The following is a 17,731-nucleotide window of genomic DNA, read 5'->3' as shown; positions in this document are numbered from 1 at the left end:
CCTCAGACAGGGTTGGCGGTCTGTTGATTGTCTGCCTGACGCTGCGCGGCATCGGCACGGCGGGAGGCGATTTTGACGAAAGGCAGATAGATAAGCACCGCGGCCACGATGCAGATCAGCTGGGTGACCACCGCCCCCATCGAGCCGGCGGTGGAGAGCCAGGCGTTGATCAGCGGCGGCGTGGTCCAGGGCACCATCACCACCGCCTTGCCGGCGAAGCCGGTCAGGGTGGCGAAATAGCCGATGCTGCCGGTCACCAGCGGGGTGATGATAAACGGGATGGCGAGGATCGGGTTGAGCATGATCGGCATCCCGAAGATCACCGGCTCGTTAATATTGAACAGCCCCGGGCCTATCGACAGCTTGGCGATCTCTTTCATCTCTTTGCGCCTGGTGGCGATCATCACCGCAATCAGCAGGCCGATGGTCAGCCCCGAGCCGCCGATGCTCATGTAAACATCCCAGAAGGGCATGGTGATGATGTTCGGTACCTCTTTCCCCTGCTCAAAGGCGCTCATATTGACGGTGATCGCCCCCAGCAGCAGCGGCTCGCGGATCGGCTTGATCATCTGGTTGCCGTGAATACCGATCACCCAGAACAGCTGGGCGACGAACATCAGCAGCAGGATCCCCGGCAGGCTCTGCACCACCCGCTCCAGCGGCTGCTGCACCACCTGGTAGACCGCATCGTAGAGATACATTCCCGTCAGCTGGTGGAAGAGAAAACCAAAGGTGGCGATCGCGGTGGTGGTGATGATCGCCGGGATCAGCGCGGAAAAAGAGGCTGAAACGTTCGGCGGCACGGTATCCGGCATCTTGATCTTCAGTCCCTTGCGCCCCTCCAGCCAGCAGTAAATCTCGACCGACAGAATAGCGATGAACATCCCGAGGAACAGGCTGCGGGTGTCGGAGAACTGACGCAGCAGGACATCTTTCACCACGTGCATCTGGCCATCGACCATCATCTCTACCGTGGTCGGCGTGACGCAGATAAAGCAGATCACCGCCAGCAGGCCGGGAAACAGGCTTTTGATGCCGTTGATCCGCCCCAGCTCAATGCCGATCAGAAACACGGCGCCGATATTGAGGAAGTTGAGCGTGGCGTAGTTCAGCGCGCTGGTGATCGGCTTCAGCGCGGCGAGAAAGGAGAGCGAGGAAAAGCTGGCGAGCCCATTCTTTGGATCCAGCACCATATTGGAGATCAGTACCGAAAAGGCCCCGACGATGATCACCGGCATCAGGGTAATAAACGCCGATTTGATCGCCATAATGTAGCGATAGCTGTTGAATGTCGTCGCGAAACGCCCCAGCGCGTCGATCAGTTTGTCCTGTAATGCCATAAAAGAGTACCTCAGAGTAAAGGGCTTATTGCGGCCAGGTGGACAGCCAGAGACTTTTGGCATACCAAAACATAGTTGCCAGGTAAAAATTGTTCTGTGACAGGGCTCGCAACCCGCTGTGTGGTATCCCAAATATCGATAATAAAAGCTATTGGCATACCAGATAGCGCCGGTTGGTCAGTTCCTGCTAAAAGCGTGATCGCGATGGTTTTTCCGCCCCGCCCCGTCGATATGTCCCTTTTCGGTCTGTGATAAACTGCGCCTTACCACGTGAAATCAGGAATCGATGAATGGCTACAATGCTGGATGTCTCAATTCGCGCAGGCGTCTCGAAAGCGACGGTTTCCCGCGTGTTGAACGGCACAGGTCAGGTGAAAGAGAGCACCCGCCAACAGGTCTTTAAAGCGATGGAAGAGCTAGGCTATCGGCCGAATTTCCTTGCCCGCTCGCTGGCCAATCAGACCAGCAACAGTATCGGGCTGGTCGTCTCCACCTTTGACGGCTTCTACTTTGGCCGTCTGCTGCAGCAGGCGTCACGCCAGACCGAAGCCTGGGGAAAACAGCTTATCGTCACCGACGGCCATGATACGCCGGAGCGCGAAGAGGAAGCAGTGCAGATGCTCGCCGACCGGCAGTGCGATGCGATCATCCTCTATACCCGGCATATGAGCGAGAAGGCGATCATGTCGCTGATTAACTCGATCGCCATGCCGCTGGTGGTGATTAACCGTGATGTGGCGCAGGCCCGCGAACGCTGCGTGTTCTTCGAACAGCAGGAAGCCGCCTTCCAGGCCGTGGAGTATCTGATTACCCAGGGCCACCGCGATATCGCCTGCATCACTGTCCCGATGCACACCCCCACCGGCCAGGCGCGCCTGCAAGGCTATCGCAACGCGCTGATAAAACATGGCATTGAGTGGGATCCGAGCCGGGTGAAATACGGGGACTCGACGATGACCCGCGGCTACGAGCTGTGCCGGGAACTGCTGGACGAGAAAGCCCGCTTCAGCGCGCTGTTTTCCTGTAACGATGATATGGCGCTGGGGGCGTCTAAGGCGCTGCATCAGGCGGGGCTGCGTATTCCGCAGGATGTGTCGCTGTTTGGCTTCGACGATGCGCCAAGCGCGAAATGGCTGGAGCCGGGGCTGTCGACGGTCTATCTGCCGATCGACAACATGATCACCACGGCTATCGATCAGGCGATCAAGCTTGCTAACCAGCAGCCGATCGAAACGATCCCGCCGTTCACCGGCACGCTGGTGTTGCGTGAGTCGGTGACGACGGGACCTTTTTTAAATAAGCTCTAAGGCCAGCAGCTCCTGGATGGTCTGGCGACGGCGGATCAGCCGCGCCTTGCCGCCATCAAACAGCACCTCCGGCAGCAGCGGACGGCTGTTATAGTTGGATGACATCGAAGCCCCGTAGGCGCCAGTGTCATGGAGCACCAGATAATCCCCTGGGGCCACCGCCGGCAGCAGACGGGTCTCGACTTTCCCCCCTTCCTGCTGGGTAAAGACGTCCCCGGACTCGCACAGCGGCCCGGCCACCACGGTCTCCACCTGCGGCGCGGCGCTGAGATCGCGGCCATCCGCCGCCAGAGCGGTGATATGATGATAGCTGCCGTACATTGCCGGGCGCATCAGGTCGTTAAAGCCGGCGTCAATCAGCACGAAGTGGCGGCTGCCCATCTCTTTCACGCTGCGCACCTGCGACACCAGCACGCCGGACTCGGCCACCAGGAAGCGTCCGGGTTCAATCTCCAGTTTCACCGGGTGACCCAGATGGGTGGCGATCTGCTCCCGGGCGCGGTTCCACAGGCCATAATAGTGAGCGGTGTCGATGGCCTCTTCGCCCTCGCGGTAAGGAATAGACAGGCCGCCGCCGGCGGAGATGGCCTGCAGATCCTGACCAAAGTCGACAACCTGGCGCACCATCGCGCCGCACACCTGCTCCAGGTGACCATAGTCGACGCCAGAGCCGATATGCATATGGATCCCCACCAGCTGCAGCTGATAGCGACGCATCACTTCCAGCGCCGCCGGCAGGTGGCTGTACCAGATGCCATGCTTGCTGTTCTCACCGCCGGTATTGGTTTTCTGGCTGTGGCCGTGGCCAAAGCCCGGGTTGACGCGCAGCCAGACGCGATGGCCCGGCGACACTTCACCCAGTTGGCTCAGCATGTCGATCGAGCCGGCGTTCACCGGGATCTGTAACGCCTTGACGCGATCGAGGGTCGCCTCGTCGATCAGATCGGCGGTGAAGACAATATCCTCTGGATTCTGCTGCGGATCGTAGCCCGCCGCCAGCGCACGCTCGATCTCCCCCAGCGACACCGAGTCCACCTTCACCCCCTGCTCGCGCATCAGACGCAGAATATGGATGTTAGAGCAGGCTTTTTGCGCAAAACGCACCACATCAAACTGGCTGAGCTGGGCAATCTGGCGGCGAATAATCTGCGCATCATAGACCCAGACCGGGCAGCCAAATTCCGCCGGCAGGCGCAGCAGGTTGTCCGCGGTCAGATCGGTATCGGTGGCGTAAAGCGAGTGTGGCATAAGAACTCCGGTGTAGTGCGTGTGTTGGTCGCTGTTTTTTCTGATTACGCCACAGCGCCGGACGAATAAAAAATATCGTTTTATCGCGACTCTATGCAAAAATGATATAGTTACAGCCGAGCCTCAGGGAGACCGCATGCCAGCCGTCAATTTGCGTCATATCGAAATCTTTCATGCGGTGATGACCACCGGCAACCTGACCGAGGCCGCGCGGATGCTGCATACCTCCCAGCCCACCGTCAGCCGCGAGCTGGCGCGCTTTGAGAAGGTGCTCGGCCTGCGGCTGTTTGAACGGACCCGCGGTCGCCTGCAGCCAACCGTGCAGGGCCTGCGCCTGTTTGAGGAGGTTCAGCGTTCCTGGTACGGCCTGGACCGCATCGTCAGCGCCGCCGAGAGCCTGCGCGAGTTCCGCCAGGGCGAGCTGTCGATAGCCTGTCTGCCGGTCTTTTCCCAGTCCTTTCTGCCGCTGCTGTTGCCGCCGTTCCTCGCCCGCTACCCGGAGGTCAGCCTGCAGATCGTCCCTCAGGAGTCGCCGCTGCTGGAGGAATGGCTCTCCGCCCAGCGCCATGACCTTGGTCTGACGGAGACCCTGCATACCCCCGCGGGCACTGAACGCACCCCGCTGCTGACGCTGAATGAAGTCTGCGTGCTGCCCGCCGGCCATCCGCTGGCGGCGCAGACGACGCTGACCCCCGCCGATTTTCAGGGCGAGAACTACATCAGCCTGTCGCGCACCGACAGCTATCGCCAGCTGCTCGACGCCCTGTTCCTTGAGCATCAGGTCAAGCGGCGGATGGTGGTCGAAACCCACAGCGCGGCCTCGATCTGCGCCATGGTGCGCGCCGGCGCCGGGATCTCGGTGGTTAACCCGCTGACCGCCCTGGACTATGCCGATAGCGGCGTGGTGGTGCGCCGCTTCAGCGTCGAAGTGCCGTTTACCGTCAGCCTGATCCGCCCGCTCCATCGCCCGCGATCGGCGCTGGTCGACGCCTTCGTGACGCACCTGCAGCAGAGTCTGCCGCAGATCCTCACGCCGCTGGCGTCGGTTCTGCAGAGAGCATAAAGTTGACCGCGTCCTCAGCGTGGATCGCCGCGGTGTCAAAGACCGGCAGCGGGCTGAGCTCGGCAGGCACCAGCAGGCCAATTTCCGTGCAGCCGAAAATAACCCCTTCCGCCCCCTGCTCCGCCAGGGCGGCAATCACCTGCAGATAATAATCCCGCGACGCCTCGCTGAAGGTGCCGAGACAGAGTTCGTCGAAAATGATCTGATTGATCCGCGCCCGATCGTCGGCCTCGGGGATCAGCGTCTCGATGGCAAACTGCGCCTGCAGACGACCCCGGTAAAAGGTCTGCTCCATGGTATAGCGGGTGCCCAGCAGCGCGACCCGCCGCTGGCCCTTGGCGGCAATCGCCCTTCCGGTGGCGTCGGCGATATGCAGAAAGGGAACCTGGCAGCGGGCGGCGATGGCATCCGCCACCTTGTGCATGGTGTTAGTGCACAGGACAATGCCCTCGGCGCCCGCCTGCTGCAGCCCAACCGCGGCGTCGGCAAGGATCGCGCCGGCGCGATCCCAGTCGCCGGTGGACTGACAGGCTTCAATCTCGTGAAAATCGACGCTATGCAACACCAGTCTGGCGGAGTGCAGCCCGCCCAGTCGCGCCTTCACGCCTTCATTAATCAGGCGATAGTAAGGGATCGTTGACTCCCAGCTCATGCCGCCTAACAGGCCAATGGTTTTCATCTTTTGCTCCTTATGTTGTTTCTGCCAGTGAAACAAACTTGTGATCAACTTTCCACTTCTCTGGCCGCGTATTTCTTTTTCATGAAGAGTGAGATAACTTAAGTGAAACAATGTTTCATTTTAACAACAGGATCGGCAGATGTTTATTTTCCATAAAGACACCACCCTTGAAGACCTTGGCAATGGCGTAACCCGCCGCATTCTGGCCCATGACGGCAAAATGATGGCCGTGGAGGTAAATTTTGCCGCCGGCGCCGTCGGCCCAATGCATAACCACCCTCACGAACAGCTCACCTACGTGCTCTCCGGCGAGTTCGAATTCACCATCGGCGAGGAGACGCGCGTCGTCAGCGCTGGCGATACGCTGTACAAGCAGCCGGGGATCATGCACGGCTGCGTCTGCCTGCAGCCCGGCACGCTGCTCGATACCTTTACCCCCATCCGCGAAGATTTTCTCCAGGGTTAATCCCTGTCGGGGGGCGCTTGCCGCCCCCGGTTATCTACCTGTACCTTCGAATAAAATATACCGGCAAAATCATTATCCTGATAATAATATTCCCCGCCTCGCTTACGCTGATATTTCATACTTTTCAGTCCCTCACAAACGCCTAAAATGCTTACCACCTCACCTTTTTGAAACATCGTTTCGACTTTGATCACATTTCCATCCAGATCTGCATGACGCGGAAATAAATCGCAATAAAATGAAATTAAAACGGTGTTTTATAAAAAACAGATCAGCATAAAAAAAGAGCCTGACGGCCCCTCCACGCTGGGCCACTTAAAACCTAACCCATTCATTAACAAGGATATGTTAACCAGAGGAAGCGTTCAGACTTTTTTGCGTGGTTCGCGGCCAAAGGCCGACAGCGCCGCGTCATCGGATCCGTATTACAACTCGTAAGCCAGGTAGGTATGTATGAATGAAAACAAGCTGCTGGGATTGGCATGGATATCGCCCTATATCATCGGGCTGATTGTCTTTACCGCTTTTCCTTTTGTTTCATCTTTCTTTCTCAGTTTTACTGAGTACGACTTGATGAGTCCGCCGGTATTTAACGGCATTGAAAACTATCGCTATATGTTGACCGAGGATAGCCTGTTTTGGAAATCGATGGGGGTGACCTTTGCCTACGTCTTTTTAACCATCCCCTTAAAACTGGCTTTCGCCCTCGGCATTGCCTTTGTGCTCAATTTCAAACTGCGCGGTATCGGCTTTTTCCGCACCGCCTACTATATCCCGTCGATCCTTGGCAGCTCGGTGGCGATTGCCGTGCTGTGGCGCGCCCTGTTCGCCATTGACGGCCTGCTGAACAGTTTTCTCGCCGTCTTTGGCATCGATGCCATCAACTGGCTGGGGGAACCCTCGCTGGCGCTGATGTCGGTCACCCTGCTGCGCGTCTGGCAGTTTGGTTCCGCGATGGTCATCTTCCTCGCCGCGCTGCAGAACGTCCCGCAGTCGCAGTATGAGGCGGCGATGATCGACGGCGCCTCGAAGTGGCAGATGTTTATGAAGGTCACCGTGCCGCTGATCACCCCGGTGATTTTCTTCAACTTTATTATGCAGACCACCCAGGCGTTCCAGGAGTTTACCGGCCCGTACGTGATAACCGGCGGCGGCCCGACCTATTACACCTACCTGTTCTCGCTCTACATCTACGATACCGCCTTTAAGTACTTCGACATGGGCTATGGCGCCGCGCTGGCGTGGGTGCTGTTCCTCGTCGTGGCGGTCTTTGCGTCGATAGCCTTTAAGTCATCGAAATACTGGGTCTTCTATTCCGCCGATAAGGGAGGCAAAAATGGCTGATATTCAACAGATGGCGCCGGTGATGAGCGACGCCGATCGTGAGGTGGCCCGTACGCTGCGCCGGGAAAAGGTGAGCCGGGTGGTGCGCTACGTCGTGCTGGTGTTCGTCGGCCTGCTGATGCTCTACCCGCTGGCGTGGATGTTCTCCGCCTCGTTCAAGCCGAACCATGAGATCTTCACCACCCTCGGGCTGTGGCCGACTCACGCCACCTGGGACGGATTCATCAACGGCTGGAAGACCGGCACCGAATACCATTTCGGCCACTATATGCTGAACACCTTTAAGTATGTGATCCCGAAGGTCGTGTTAACGATCATCTCCTCCACCATTGTGGCGTACGGCTTCGCACGCTTTGAGATCCCGTGGAAGAAGTTCTGGTTCGCGACGCTCATCACCACCATGCTGCTGCCGAGCACCGTCCTGCTGATCCCGCAGTACCTGATGTTCCGTGAAATGGGGATGCTGAACAGCTATCTGCCGCTGTATCTGCCGCTGGCCTTCGCCACCCAGGGATTCTTTGTCTTCATGCTGATCCAGTTTCTGCGCGGCGTCCCGCGCGATATGGAAGAGGCGGCGCAGATCGACGGCTGCAACTCCATCCAGGTGCTGTGGTATGTGGTAGTGCCGATCCTCAAGCCGGCCATTATCTCGGTGGCGCTGTTCCAGTTCATGTGGTCGATGAACGACTTTATCGGTCCGCTGATCTACGTCTACAGCGTCGATAAGTATCCCATCGCGCTGGCGCTAAAAATGTCTATCGACGTCACGGAAGGCGCGCCGTGGAACGAAATTCTGGCAATGGCGAGCATCTCCATTCTGCCGTCCATCATCGTCTTCTTCCTGGCTCAACGCTACTTCGTGCAGGGCGTGACCAGCAGCGGAATCAAAGGTTAAGAGGGAAATATCATGGCTGAAGTGATTTTCAACAAACTGGAAAAAGTTTACTCAAACGGGTTTAAAGCGGTGCATGGTATCGACCTGAAGATTGCCGATGGCGAATTTATGGTGATCGTCGGCCCTTCCGGCTGCGCCAAATCGACCACCCTTCGCATGCTGGCGGGTCTGGAGACCATCAGCGGCGGCGAGGTGCGGATCGGCGATAAGATCGTCAACAACCTGGCGCCTAAATCCCGTGGTATCGCGATGGTGTTCCAGAACTACGCCCTCTATCCGCATATGACGGTAAGGGAAAACCTCGCCTTCGGCCTGAAGCTGAGCAAGCTGCCCAAGGCGCAGATTGATCGGCAGGTGGAGGAAGCGGCGAAAATTCTTGAACTGGAGGAGTTGCTGGAACGTCTGCCGCGCCAGCTCTCCGGCGGCCAGGCGCAGCGCGTGGCGGTGGGCCGGGCGATCGTCAAAAAACCGGACGTCTTCCTGTTCGACGAACCGCTCTCCAACCTGGACGCCAAGCTGCGCGCCTCGATGCGCATCCGCATTTCCGATCTGCATAAGCAGTTGAAAAAATCCGGTAAACCGGCGACCACCGTCTACGTTACCCACGATCAGACGGAAGCGATGACCATGGGCGACCGCATCTGCGTGATGAAGCTCGGCCACATTATGCAGGTCGATACCCCGGACAACCTCTACCACCAGCCGAAAAATATTTTTGTCGCCGGCTTCATCGGCGCGCCGGAGATGAATATTCGCCCCAGCCAGCTGGTTGAACACGACGGCCGCCTGTGCCTGACCCTTGGCGACCAGCGCCTGCCGTTGAACGACCGTCTGGCGGAGAAAGTCGGCGCGTATCAGCATCAGGAGGTGTTCTACGGGGTCCGCCCGGAATTCGTGTCGCTCTCCGACGCGCCGTTCGCCGAAGGCGGCTGCATGGGCGAGATGGTGCGGGTGGAAAACATGGGCCATGAGTTCTTTGTCTATCTGCAGGTCGCGGGCTACGAGCTGACCGCTCGCGTGCCGTCGGACGATGCGAAGCCGATGATAGCTAAGGGACTGAACCGAAAAGTCTATTTCACCTTTGATCTTAACAAGTGTCACATCTTTGACGCCAAAACCGAACAGAACCTCTCTCTGTGAACCCTGGAGCATAACAATGAAAAACGTGCTGATAAGCGCCACCCTCTCCGCCACCCTCGGCCTTAGCGCCTTCTCCTCGCTGGCGCAGGATGTCGACCTGCGTATGTCCTGGTGGGGGGGCAATGGCCGCCATCAGGTGACTCTCAAGGCGCTGGAGGCTTTTCACCAGCAATATCCCGATATCAATGTCAAAGCGGAATATACCGGCTGGGACGGCCATCTTTCGCGCCTGACCACCCAGATAGCCGGCGGCACCGAGCCTGACGTGATGCAGACCAACTGGAACTGGCTGCCGATTTTTTCGAAAAATGGCGAGGGTTTTTACGATCTCAACACTCTGAAAGACGAGATCGATCTCAGCCAGTTCGACGCCAAAGAGCTGCAGTCCACCACGGTCAATGGCAAGCTCAACGGCATCCCGGTGTCGGTCACCGCCCGGGTCTTCTACTTTAACGACGAAGCGTGGAAAAAGGCGGGCATCCCCTTCCCGAAAACCTGGGATGAACTGCTGGCGGCGGGGAAAACTTTCGAAAGCAAACTCGGGAAACAGTACTACCCGGTGGTGCTTGAGCACCAGGACGTGCTGGCCCTGCTCAACTCTTACATGGTGCAAAAATACAACCAGCCGGCCATCGATGAGAAAGGACGCAAATTCTCCTACAGCAAAGCGCAGTGGGCGGACTTCTTCGGCATGTATAAGAAGCTTATCGACAGCCATGTCATGCCGGACACCCGCTACTATGCCTCCTTCGGCAAGAGCAACATGTACGAGATGAAGCCGTGGATCCAGGGTGAATGGGGCGGGACCTACATGTGGAACTCCACCATCAACAAATATTCCGACAACCTGAAGCCGCCGGCGAAGCTGGTGCTGGGGGAATACCCGATGCTCCCCGGAGCCACCGATGCCGGACTGTTCTTCAAGCCTGCGCAAATGCTGTCGATTGGCAAATCGACGAAAAACCCGCAGGCGGCGGCGAAAGTGATTAACTTCCTGCTGAACAGTAAAGAAGGGGTGGATATTCTCGGACTGGAGCGCGGCGTGCCGCTGAGTAAAGCGGCGGTCACCTACCTGACCGAAGACGGGATCATCAAAGCCGACGATCCGGCGGTGTCCGGTCTGAAGCTGGCGCAATCCCTGCCCACCACTCTGCCGGTCTCGCCGTACTTCGACGACCCGCAGATCGTCGCCCAGTTCGGCACCACCCTGCAGTACATCGACTACGGTAAAAAGTCGGTGGAAGAAGCGGCCGAGGACTTCCAGCGCCAGACCGACCGCATTCTGCGCCGCGCGATGCGCTAACCTGCCCGTCGGAAACCTCCCGCTGCGTCCGCCGCGGGAGAGCCTGCCTGAGTATCCTGTCAGAAGAAATATTTAAAGCGCACCCGGGCGCCGTAGCGTTCATCGGGATTCCCACTCTTCGCTGCCGTGGAATCGAGCCACGAGGCGTAGGCGCCAAGGTAAATATTGAAGTTCGGCATCGCCATAATATTCGGCAACTGCCAGGAAGTATGCACGGTGTGGATGTCATAGCGCCCCGGCACGAGGATTGCGCAGTCGTCATCGCACTCGCTGCTCACCCCGGCCATGTTGAACTGGTCGATTTTGTTATGCGCGTAGATATAGCCCAGCTCCACGCGATGCCACAGGGCGTTGATCCCGGCGCTGAAGTCGGTTTCGTCCGCCGCGTCCAGCAGGGCGGTACTCAGATTGACCACCGCCCCGTCCTGCGGATCGCTTTTCAGGGTGTTCCAGCTCATGGTCATCCCGTAGCCGGTACGGTTTGACTGGTCGACCCAGCGCCCGCCCTGGTTCTGATAGCCGTAGGCGTTGTTGACGAGGTTGCTCTCTATCGCCGCCGCCGCCGACCACGCGCCGGACTGCCACACCGCCACCGGCCGCACGTACACCACGTTTTTACGGTTTTCCAGCGCATTACCGTGATAGTTCTGATCGACAAACAGCGAACTGCCATCCTCCACCAGGGTGTTAACCTCGAAATACCAGTTATCCACCGTTTTGCTGAACAGGAGGTTGCCGCCGCTGCTGCTGCGCCCGCGCCCCTCTTTCATCATGTAAATATAGCCATAGCCGTCGGAATAGAGGTCGTTGGCGGTATTTCCTGAATATTCAATAAAGGTATCCTGATTCAGGGGGAACATATCCCAGGCTTCAAAGCGGCCTATTTTTATTTTCCAGTCATCCTGCTGACCAAAGAAAAATACCGCATCATCGAGATTCATTTTGCCATCCATATCCGCCAGGGGCTGCACGCTGAATCCGGCATATTTCCCGTCGGCGCCATTACGTCTGCCATCGAAACCCAGCAGAATACGGCCATTAATATCCCAACGCTCTTTATCACCGGGCGCCCAGCTTTTATTCGCGCTGGTTTTGACCGACGTCAGGCTGCCGGTGCGGCTGGCGCCATCAAGATTAAATTCGACGTCGCCATAAAATTTTAATTCGCCATTGTCGTTTAGCTGCAGGCGCGGCGTAGCCGGCGCCGCGCGGGCGACCGTCGTGGCCTGCTGCTGGCCTTTCAGCGTCTTAATCTCCGCCTCTGCGCTGGCGGCGCGCGCCTCCGTCGCCTTCAGCCGCTGCTCCATTTGCGCCAGCCGATCCTCCAGCGATAACGGCGCCTGCGCCATCGCCTGTGGCAGAGAGAGAGACGTGAGAAAACACCCGACCCAGATTTTATTCATCGGTAAACCCTTTTATTATGAAATGAACTAAATTTGTTATTAATGGGTAATGCACGACGATGCAGGCAATAATAACCCGCCCATCGTCAAAGACGGGTTATTAACGACAACAGCCTTATTATTATTCGAGCTGCCAGGCTCCGGCTTCAGTTAATGCCGCTGAGCCGCTCCAGGCAAATAACGCTAATTCACGGCGGGGAGCCTGCGGATAGATACGGCTGCTCAGGCAGGCTTCGCCGTCATTGACAAACACCTCCACCGAAGAGCTATCGAAAAATATCCGCAGATTGAGATCCGCCCCCGCGGTCAACGGCACGCTGCGCGTCCCGCACAGGCCATGCTGCGGATAATGCCGCTCCAGCACCAGACGCTGCTGCTGGGCATCCACGTAGAGGCGCAGGCCATCGCCAAAGCGCAGACCATACTGCTCGGCGCTGCTGCGGGCGCAGTTCCAGCGCAGGTTCACCTCCATCGCCTCGCAGTTGTCGACCATCGTGGTCTGCTGATTGTTCAGGGTGCTTACCGGCCACGGGAACCAGGCGCCGCGCAGACTCTCCACTTCTTTCGCCGGGCGCATCTGCAGGCGGTTATCCGCGCTCAGGCTCAGCTCGCGCGGCAGGGAGAGCATGCCCGCCCAGCCGTCCTGCTGCTCCGGCAGCGGTGATTCCCACATATCCAGCCAGCCAATCACGATCCGCCGGCCATCGGGGGTGGCGAAGCTTTGCGGCGCATAGAAATCGTGGCCGTGATCCATCTCTCTGAACTCGCCGTGGCGGACGAATCGCTGCCCCGGCTGCCACTCGCCGATCAGATAGCCGCTCTGGAACAGGTTGCGGTTGCGGAACCCCTCGGCCTGCATCCCCTGCGGGGAAAACATCAGAACGCGTTTGCCGTTGAGGGTGAAGAAGTCCGGGCACTCCCACATATAGCCCATGGCGCTTTCCGCTTCATCCAGCACCCCCACATCCTGCCACTGGCGCAGATCGGCTGAGCGGTACAGCCGCACCTGGCCGGTATCGCCTTCGCGCGCGCCGACGATCATGTACCAGCTGTCTCCTTCCCGCCAGACCTTCGGGTCGCGGAAGTGGTGCATGCCCGGCGGGGTGTCGACCACCATCCCCTGGCGCTCGAAGTGGATCCCGTCCCGGCTGGTGGCCAGACACTGAACCTGATACAGATTGGCTTCGTCGCCCGGATCGCCGTGGAATTTATGCCCGGTGTAAATCAGCGCCAGGGTATCGCCATCGACCACCGCCGAGCCGGAGAAGCAGCCGTCTTTATCCTCCGGCCCCTCCGGCGCCAGGGCCACCGGCAGATGCTCCCAGTGCACCAGATCCTTACTCCGCGCGTGCCCCCAGTGCATCGGCCCCCACTGAGTGGAGTACGGGTGATGTTGATAAAAGGCATGGTACCAGCCGTCGAACCACACCAGACCGTTTGGGTCGTTGATCCACCCGGCGCGGGCCGCCAGGTGATAGTGCGGATACCAGCGCAGATTGAGCGCCTGGCGTTGTGTCTGGAGTACCTGTTCAGCCCTGGAGATTGTGTAAGTCATCATTTTCACTCTTTTTGATTCAGACAGCGGTAGGTTGCGACACCAGCGGATCGGCGGAGGATTTGCCGGAGCGCAACAAGAAGATGGAAATAAAGGTGGTGCAGAACACCAGCAGGCCCATGATCAGATAGGACTGGGCGAAGCCATATTTTTCATAGCTGTAACCCGCCAGCGGCGACAAAACGCTGGCGATAATCGAGCTGGTGCAGGCGAAGCCCACCAGATAGAGGGTGGAAGAGAGGCGTTTATCGAAGTTGATGCTGTTGTACTTAAAGATAGCCACCAGCAGTATCGGCAGCTCCACCGCGTGCAGCAGTTTAGTGATGGAGATCAGCAGCGGCCCCTCCACCAGGCCGGAGGCCACCATGCGCATCGCCATCACCATGCCGGCGAAAATCAGACCATTTTTGGCGCCGATGCGGTTCACCAGCCACGGCGCGCAGAACATGCCGGCCGCCTCGAGGAACACCTGGAAGGAGTTGAGGTAGCCATACATCTCATTGCCTTCCTGCAGGGTCGCGAACTGCGATGAGAAATAGACCGGGAACTGCTGGTCATAGACGCCGTAGATGCAGGTGCCGATGACGAAGAAGACCAGCGCCCAGAAGCGCGGCAGCGTCAGCAGGCGCAGCGCATCTTCCAGGGTCACCTTGCCGCCCGAAACCGCCTCCTGCATCGCATGCGGCGCCGAGGAGACGCGCAGCCGCGCCAGCAGGATAAAAAACACCAGTCCGGAACAGCTGGCGACGAGGAAGTTAAGCTGCGGGTTGATGTTAAACAGCAGACCGGCGAAGAAGGTGGCCACCGCCCAGCCCAGCGAGCCCCACATCCGCGCCCTGCCGAATTCAAACTGGCTCTGGCGCGCCACGCGCTCGGTATAGGATTCCAGCACGCCAATGCCGCCGTTAAAGGTCAAGCCGATGTAGATCCCGCCGAAGATGCTGCCCAGCAGGACGTTAATTTTCAGCAGATGGCCGAACAGCAGATACGCCGGACCGGAGAGGATCAGCAGCGCGGTGATATACCAGAGCAGATGTTTGCGCAGCCCCAGCTTATCCTGGATAAAGCCATAGCAAACTTGCGCAAACAGCGCGGAAACCGACAGAACGGCGTAGATGATACCGGTATCGCCGGCCTTCAGCCCGACCTCCTGGTGCAGCCAGATGGAGAGCAAGGAGCCGGATGACGACCAGGTCACGAAAAAGAAAAACAGTAAGGCACTGAGCAACGGGTAGCTGTGTGAGTGATGCGCTTTCATCATGACATTCTCGTGTTAGAGGAATGCAATTATGGTAACGTTAACAAAAAACAAAGCGCAGGGGGATTCGCTGCGATACATGATGTTAATCACAAAAGTTAACGTTAACATAATGAAGATGCGATCGCGATCAAATATTAACCGCGGCAGCGTGGAGGACGAAGCTAGCATAAAATCGTTTCACGCTTTTACATCAGCGACTTAGTTGTATAGCCTGTACTCTGCAGCTATGGCGGAGGAAAAAATGGCGTCCCTGAAAGATGTAGCAAAACTGGCGAATGTATCTCTGATGACCGTCTCTCGGGCGCTGAACACCCCGGAGCGGCTCAAGCCGGAGACGCTGGCCCGCGTGCAGGCCGCCATCGCCGAAACCAACTATGTCCCCGACCTGTCGGCGAAAAAGATCCGCGGGGCGCGGGCCACCCCCAGCACCATCGGCGTGCTGGCGCTGGATACCGTCACCACCCCCTTTTCGGTGGAGATCACCCTCTCGATCGAAGAGACCGCCCGCGCCCACGGCTGGAACAGCTTTGTGGTCAACATGTTTTCCGACGATCGGCCGGAAGCGGTGGTCGACCTGCTCCTCTCCCACCGTCCGGACGGCATTATCTTTACCACCATGGGCCTGCGCCAGGTGCCGCTGCCGGACAAACTGCTGACCCTGCCCTGCGTGCTGGCCAACTGCGAAAGCCTCAGCCAGCCGGTGGCCAGCTATATCCCGGACGATGAACAGGGTCAGTACGACGCGGTAAAAGCCCTGCTTGCCGCGGGCTATCGTCGTCCGCTGTGCCTGCACTTACCCGCCAGCCAGCTGGCGACGATCCGCCGCCGTCAGGGGCTGGAGCGCGCCTGCCGGGAGGCGGGCATCGAACCGGACAGCCTGACCCACTCGTATATGGCCCAGGGCGATGAGCATTACCACGATATTCCGGGGGTGGTGATGGCGCATATCCGCGAGGGTAAACCCGGCTTTGACTCGGTGATTTGCGGCAACGATCGCATCGCCTTTATGGTCTATCAGACGCTGCTGGGCCAGGGGTTACGCATTCCACAGGACGTGGCGGTGGTGGGATACGACAATATGGTGGGCATTGGCGATCTGTTTCTGCCGCCCCTCTCCACGGTGCAGCTGCCGCACTACGACATCGGGCGCCTGAGCGCCCTGCATATCATTCACGGCGACAACCATCGGGAGACGCGCAAGGTCGCCAGCCCGTGGCTGCCGCGCGCCTCACATTAACGGTTACCGATGTTGCGCAGCTTCTCGCCCGCCATCAGGTTGCGCTCAATGTGCTCGAGGGTGACATTTTTGGTCTCCGGGATCAGCCAGAAGGTGACGCCGATAAAGGCCACGTTGAGCACCGTGTAGAGCCAGAAGGTCCCGGCGGCGCCGATCGCGTCAAGCAGCGTCAGGAAGGTGGCGCCGATGATCATGTTCGACACCCAGTTGGTGGTGGTGGAGCAGGTGATGCCGAAGTCGCGGCATTTCAGCGGCTGGATCTCAGAGCAGAGGATCCACACCACCGGCGCCGCGCTCATCGCATACCCGGCAATACACATCATGGTCATGCCGACGGAAAGCCAGGAGAGGCCGCTGGAGGCGGTGCCATTGTCGAACTGCATCAGGCAGTAGCCGAGCACCAGGGTGCCCAGCGCCATCACGCTGAAACCGATTTTCAGCGCCGGCTTGCGGCCCGCTTTATCCACCGTGAACACCGCGATAAAGGTGGCAAACATAAAGGTCAGGCCCACCACCAGGGTGGCGATCATCTGCTGTTCGGTAGTGGTAAAGCCCGCCATTTTGAAAATACGCGGGGCGTAGTACATGATGATGTTCATGCCGGTGAACTGCTGCATCGCCTGCAGCAGCATGCCAAGGAACACCGCCCGGCGCACGTTACGATTGACCTTGAACAACGCCCAACCGCCCTGCTTCAGCTTCAGGCTTTCGCGGATCTCGTTAAGCTCATCGCGCGCCTTCTCCGAGGTATCGCGCAGCATCCGCAGCACCTCTTCCGCTTCGATATGGCGCCCTTTCTCCGCCAGCCAGCGAGGGCTGTTCGGCAGAAAGACGACCAGAACGATCAGGATCACCGCCGGCAGCGCCAGCACGCCCAGCATGGCGCGCCAGTTACCGCTGTAGCTAAAGGCGGTATCGGAAAGAAACGCCAGCACAATGCCGAGGGTCACCATCAGCTGATACATACTGATCATTTTTCCGCGCACGTTCTCGCTGGCCATTTCGGAGAGGTACAGCGGCGCGGTATAAGAGGCGATCCCAACGGCCACCCCCAACACCACGCGGGCCACCAGCAGCACTTCCACGCTGGCGGCAAAAGCGGAGCCGATAGAGCCGGCGACAAAAAGCACGACCCCCGCCATCAGGCTGTATTTGCGGCCAAGGCGGAACGACAGCCAGCCGTTAAACAGCGCGCCTATCGCCGCCCCCAGCATCATGCTGCTGACCACCCACTCCTGAAGCTGGCTGGATAAGGTGAAGTGGTCGGTTATAAAGGGCAGCGCCCCGGATATCACGCCGATATCCAGGCCAAAGAGCAACCCCGCCACCGCCGCGGCGATAGAAACAAACCAGTTCATCCGCCGGGTGTCACGTTGCGCCCGCGGCGTTAATGCAGAGTCGTTACTGATTGAAGTCATTTTTATTCCTGCCACACAGAGAAAGACATAGGACGAAAGTACGTGACTGGCGGAGGAGTTTGTCAGGCTGGA

Annotated in this window: 17 protein-coding genes; 8 read left to right on the top strand and 9 right to left on the bottom strand. The window is 58.6% G+C overall.

The window, feature by feature from the left end; translation table 11 throughout:
* Positions 1-2: 2 nt before the first annotated feature.
* Positions 3-1,340 carry a PTS sugar transporter subunit IIC gene (locus L2I46_RS05245; protein WP_023290908.1) on the bottom strand — a complete coding sequence of 446 codons (1,338 nt, stop codon included), beginning with the start codon at positions 1,338-1,340 and terminating at the stop codon, positions 3-5.
* A 299-nt stretch (positions 1,341-1,639) separates the two neighbouring features.
* On the opposite strand from L2I46_RS05245, the gene L2I46_RS05240 reads away from it, so the two are divergent.
* Positions 1,640-2,647 carry a LacI family DNA-binding transcriptional regulator gene (locus L2I46_RS05240; RefSeq protein WP_074422442.1) on the top strand — a complete coding sequence of 336 codons (1,008 nt, stop codon included), beginning with the start codon at positions 1,640-1,642 and terminating at the stop codon, positions 2,645-2,647.
* Here the strand turns inward: L2I46_RS05240 and lysA are convergent.
* A complete protein-coding gene (lysA, locus tag L2I46_RS05235; RefSeq protein WP_023290909.1) occupies positions 2,633-3,895 on the bottom strand; it encodes a diaminopimelate decarboxylase in 1,263 nt (420 codons plus the stop codon). The genes L2I46_RS05240 and lysA overlap by 15 nt on opposite strands.
* 136 nt (positions 3,896-4,031) lie before the next feature.
* On the opposite strand from lysA, the gene L2I46_RS05230 reads away from it, so the two are divergent.
* On the top strand, positions 4,032-4,958 hold the full coding sequence (locus L2I46_RS05230; RefSeq protein ID WP_023319085.1) for a LysR family transcriptional regulator: 927 nt from the start codon (positions 4,032-4,034) through the stop codon (positions 4,956-4,958).
* Here L2I46_RS05230 and L2I46_RS05225 read toward each other — a convergent pair.
* A complete protein-coding gene (locus tag L2I46_RS05225) occupies positions 4,924-5,637 on the bottom strand; it encodes an aspartate/glutamate racemase (protein WP_023290911.1) in 714 nt (237 codons plus the stop codon). The two genes, L2I46_RS05230 and L2I46_RS05225, sit on opposite strands and share 35 nt — an antisense overlap.
* Before the next feature lie 139 nt (positions 5,638-5,776).
* On the opposite strand from L2I46_RS05225, the gene L2I46_RS05220 reads away from it, so the two are divergent.
* Positions 5,777-6,103: a cupin domain-containing protein gene (locus tag L2I46_RS05220; RefSeq protein ID WP_023290912.1), complete on the top strand. Its 327-nt coding sequence runs from the start codon at positions 5,777-5,779 to the stop codon at positions 6,101-6,103.
* Here L2I46_RS05220 and L2I46_RS05215 read toward each other — a convergent pair.
* On the bottom strand, positions 6,100-6,297 hold the full coding sequence (locus L2I46_RS05215) for a hypothetical protein (protein WP_032453985.1): 198 nt from the start codon (positions 6,295-6,297) through the stop codon (positions 6,100-6,102). The two genes, L2I46_RS05220 and L2I46_RS05215, sit on opposite strands and share 4 nt — an antisense overlap.
* 259 nt (positions 6,298-6,556) lie before the next feature.
* Between L2I46_RS05215 and L2I46_RS05210 the strand changes: the two genes are divergently transcribed.
* Genes L2I46_RS05210 through L2I46_RS05195 form a run of 4 tightly spaced genes read left to right on the top strand, consistent with a single transcriptional unit; the run spans position 6,557 to position 10,785 of the window.
* On the top strand, positions 6,557-7,447 hold the full coding sequence (locus tag L2I46_RS05210) for a carbohydrate ABC transporter permease (RefSeq protein ID WP_002915995.1): 891 nt from the start codon (positions 6,557-6,559) through the stop codon (positions 7,445-7,447).
* The gene (locus L2I46_RS05205) at positions 7,440-8,342 is read left to right on the top strand and encodes a carbohydrate ABC transporter permease (protein ID WP_025711283.1); all 903 of its coding nucleotides are present in this window, start codon (positions 7,440-7,442) and stop codon (positions 8,340-8,342) included. Before L2I46_RS05210 ends, L2I46_RS05205 begins: the two co-directional genes overlap by 8 nt.
* A 12-nt stretch (positions 8,343-8,354) precedes the next feature.
* A complete protein-coding gene (locus L2I46_RS05200; protein ID WP_236947588.1) occupies positions 8,355-9,482 on the top strand; it encodes an ABC transporter ATP-binding protein in 1,128 nt (375 codons plus the stop codon).
* A 16-nt stretch (positions 9,483-9,498) separates the two neighbouring features.
* Positions 9,499-10,785 (top strand): ABC transporter substrate-binding protein, encoded by a 1,287-nt coding sequence (locus L2I46_RS05195; protein WP_032453986.1) that lies wholly within the window; start codon positions 9,499-9,501, stop codon positions 10,783-10,785.
* Positions 10,786-10,844: 59 nt separating this feature from the next.
* On the opposite strand, the gene L2I46_RS05190 is transcribed toward L2I46_RS05195, so the two are convergent.
* The 4 genes from L2I46_RS05190 to L2I46_RS05175 form a co-directional block, all read right to left on the bottom strand.
* Positions 10,845-12,188, bottom strand: coding sequence for a carbohydrate porin (locus L2I46_RS05190; RefSeq protein WP_032453987.1), 1,344 nt, complete (start codon positions 12,186-12,188; stop codon positions 10,845-10,847).
* Positions 12,189-12,309: 121 nt separating this feature from the next.
* Positions 12,310-13,743, bottom strand: coding sequence for a glycoside hydrolase family 32 protein (locus L2I46_RS05185; protein ID WP_032429209.1), 1,434 nt, complete (start codon positions 13,741-13,743; stop codon positions 12,310-12,312).
* Positions 13,744-13,762: 19 nt separating this feature from the next.
* The gene (locus L2I46_RS05180) at positions 13,763-15,004 is read right to left on the bottom strand and encodes an MFS transporter (protein ID WP_023290917.1); all 1,242 of its coding nucleotides are present in this window, start codon (positions 15,002-15,004) and stop codon (positions 13,763-13,765) included.
* Positions 15,005-15,016: 12 nt separating this feature from the next.
* Positions 15,017-15,151, bottom strand: coding sequence for a hypothetical protein (locus tag L2I46_RS05175; protein WP_032429210.1), 135 nt, complete (start codon positions 15,149-15,151; stop codon positions 15,017-15,019).
* Between the two features lie 94 nt (positions 15,152-15,245).
* Here L2I46_RS05175 and L2I46_RS05170 point away from each other — a divergent pair, with 94 nt between their 5' ends.
* On the top strand, positions 15,246-16,241 hold the full coding sequence (locus L2I46_RS05170; protein WP_032453988.1) for a LacI family DNA-binding transcriptional regulator: 996 nt from the start codon (positions 15,246-15,248) through the stop codon (positions 16,239-16,241).
* On the opposite strand, the gene araE is transcribed toward L2I46_RS05170, so the two are convergent.
* Positions 16,238-17,659, bottom strand: coding sequence for an arabinose-proton symporter AraE (gene araE, locus L2I46_RS05165; protein WP_236947587.1), 1,422 nt, complete (start codon positions 17,657-17,659; stop codon positions 16,238-16,240). The two genes, L2I46_RS05170 and araE, sit on opposite strands and share 4 nt — an antisense overlap.
* Between the last annotated feature and the right edge of the window lie 72 nt (positions 17,660-17,731).

Source organism: Klebsiella sp. 2019SCSN059, assembly GCF_021739525.1.
Lineage (GTDB): Bacteria > Pseudomonadota > Gammaproteobacteria > Enterobacterales > Enterobacteriaceae > Klebsiella > Klebsiella quasipneumoniae.
The sequence above is the reverse complement of the archived record's forward strand: the minus strand, read 5'-3'. Positions and strand labels throughout refer to the sequence as shown.

What these genes read in the sequence shown, in the direction of transcription:
- L2I46_RS05245 (WP_023290908.1), bottom strand. Translation starts at nt 1,340, where the DNA reads ATGGCATTACAGGACAAACTGATCGACGCGCTGGGGCGTTTCGCGACG.
- L2I46_RS05240 (WP_074422442.1), top strand. Translation starts at nt 1,640, where the DNA reads ATGCTGGATGTCTCAATTCGCGCAGGCGTCTCGAAAGCGACGGTTTCC.
- lysA (WP_023290909.1), bottom strand. Translation starts at nt 3,895, where the DNA reads ATGCCACACTCGCTTTACGCCACCGATACCGATCTGACCGCGGACAAC.
- L2I46_RS05230 (WP_023319085.1), top strand. Translation starts at nt 4,032, where the DNA reads ATGCCAGCCGTCAATTTGCGTCATATCGAAATCTTTCATGCGGTGATG.
- L2I46_RS05225 (WP_023290911.1), bottom strand. Translation starts at nt 5,637, where the DNA reads ATGAAAACCATTGGCCTGTTAGGCGGCATGAGCTGGGAGTCAACGATC.
- L2I46_RS05220 (WP_023290912.1), top strand. Translation starts at nt 5,777, where the DNA reads ATGTTTATTTTCCATAAAGACACCACCCTTGAAGACCTTGGCAATGGC.
- L2I46_RS05210 (WP_002915995.1), top strand. Translation starts at nt 6,557, where the DNA reads ATGAATGAAAACAAGCTGCTGGGATTGGCATGGATATCGCCCTATATC.
- L2I46_RS05205 (WP_025711283.1), top strand. Translation starts at nt 7,440, where the DNA reads ATGGCTGATATTCAACAGATGGCGCCGGTGATGAGCGACGCCGATCGT.
- L2I46_RS05200 (WP_236947588.1), top strand. Translation starts at nt 8,355, where the DNA reads ATGGCTGAAGTGATTTTCAACAAACTGGAAAAAGTTTACTCAAACGGG.
- L2I46_RS05195 (WP_032453986.1), top strand. Translation starts at nt 9,499, where the DNA reads ATGAAAAACGTGCTGATAAGCGCCACCCTCTCCGCCACCCTCGGCCTT.
- L2I46_RS05190 (WP_032453987.1), bottom strand. Translation starts at nt 12,188, where the DNA reads ATGAATAAAATCTGGGTCGGGTGTTTTCTCACGTCTCTCTCTCTGCCA.
- L2I46_RS05185 (WP_032429209.1), bottom strand. Translation starts at nt 13,743, where the DNA reads ATGACTTACACAATCTCCAGGGCTGAACAGGTACTCCAGACACAACGC.
- L2I46_RS05180 (WP_023290917.1), bottom strand. Translation starts at nt 15,004, where the DNA reads ATGATGAAAGCGCATCACTCACACAGCTACCCGTTGCTCAGTGCCTTA.
- L2I46_RS05170 (WP_032453988.1), top strand. Translation starts at nt 15,246, where the DNA reads ATGGCGTCCCTGAAAGATGTAGCAAAACTGGCGAATGTATCTCTGATG.
- araE (WP_236947587.1), bottom strand. Translation starts at nt 17,659, where the DNA reads ATGACTTCAATCAGTAACGACTCTGCATTAACGCCGCGGGCGCAACGT.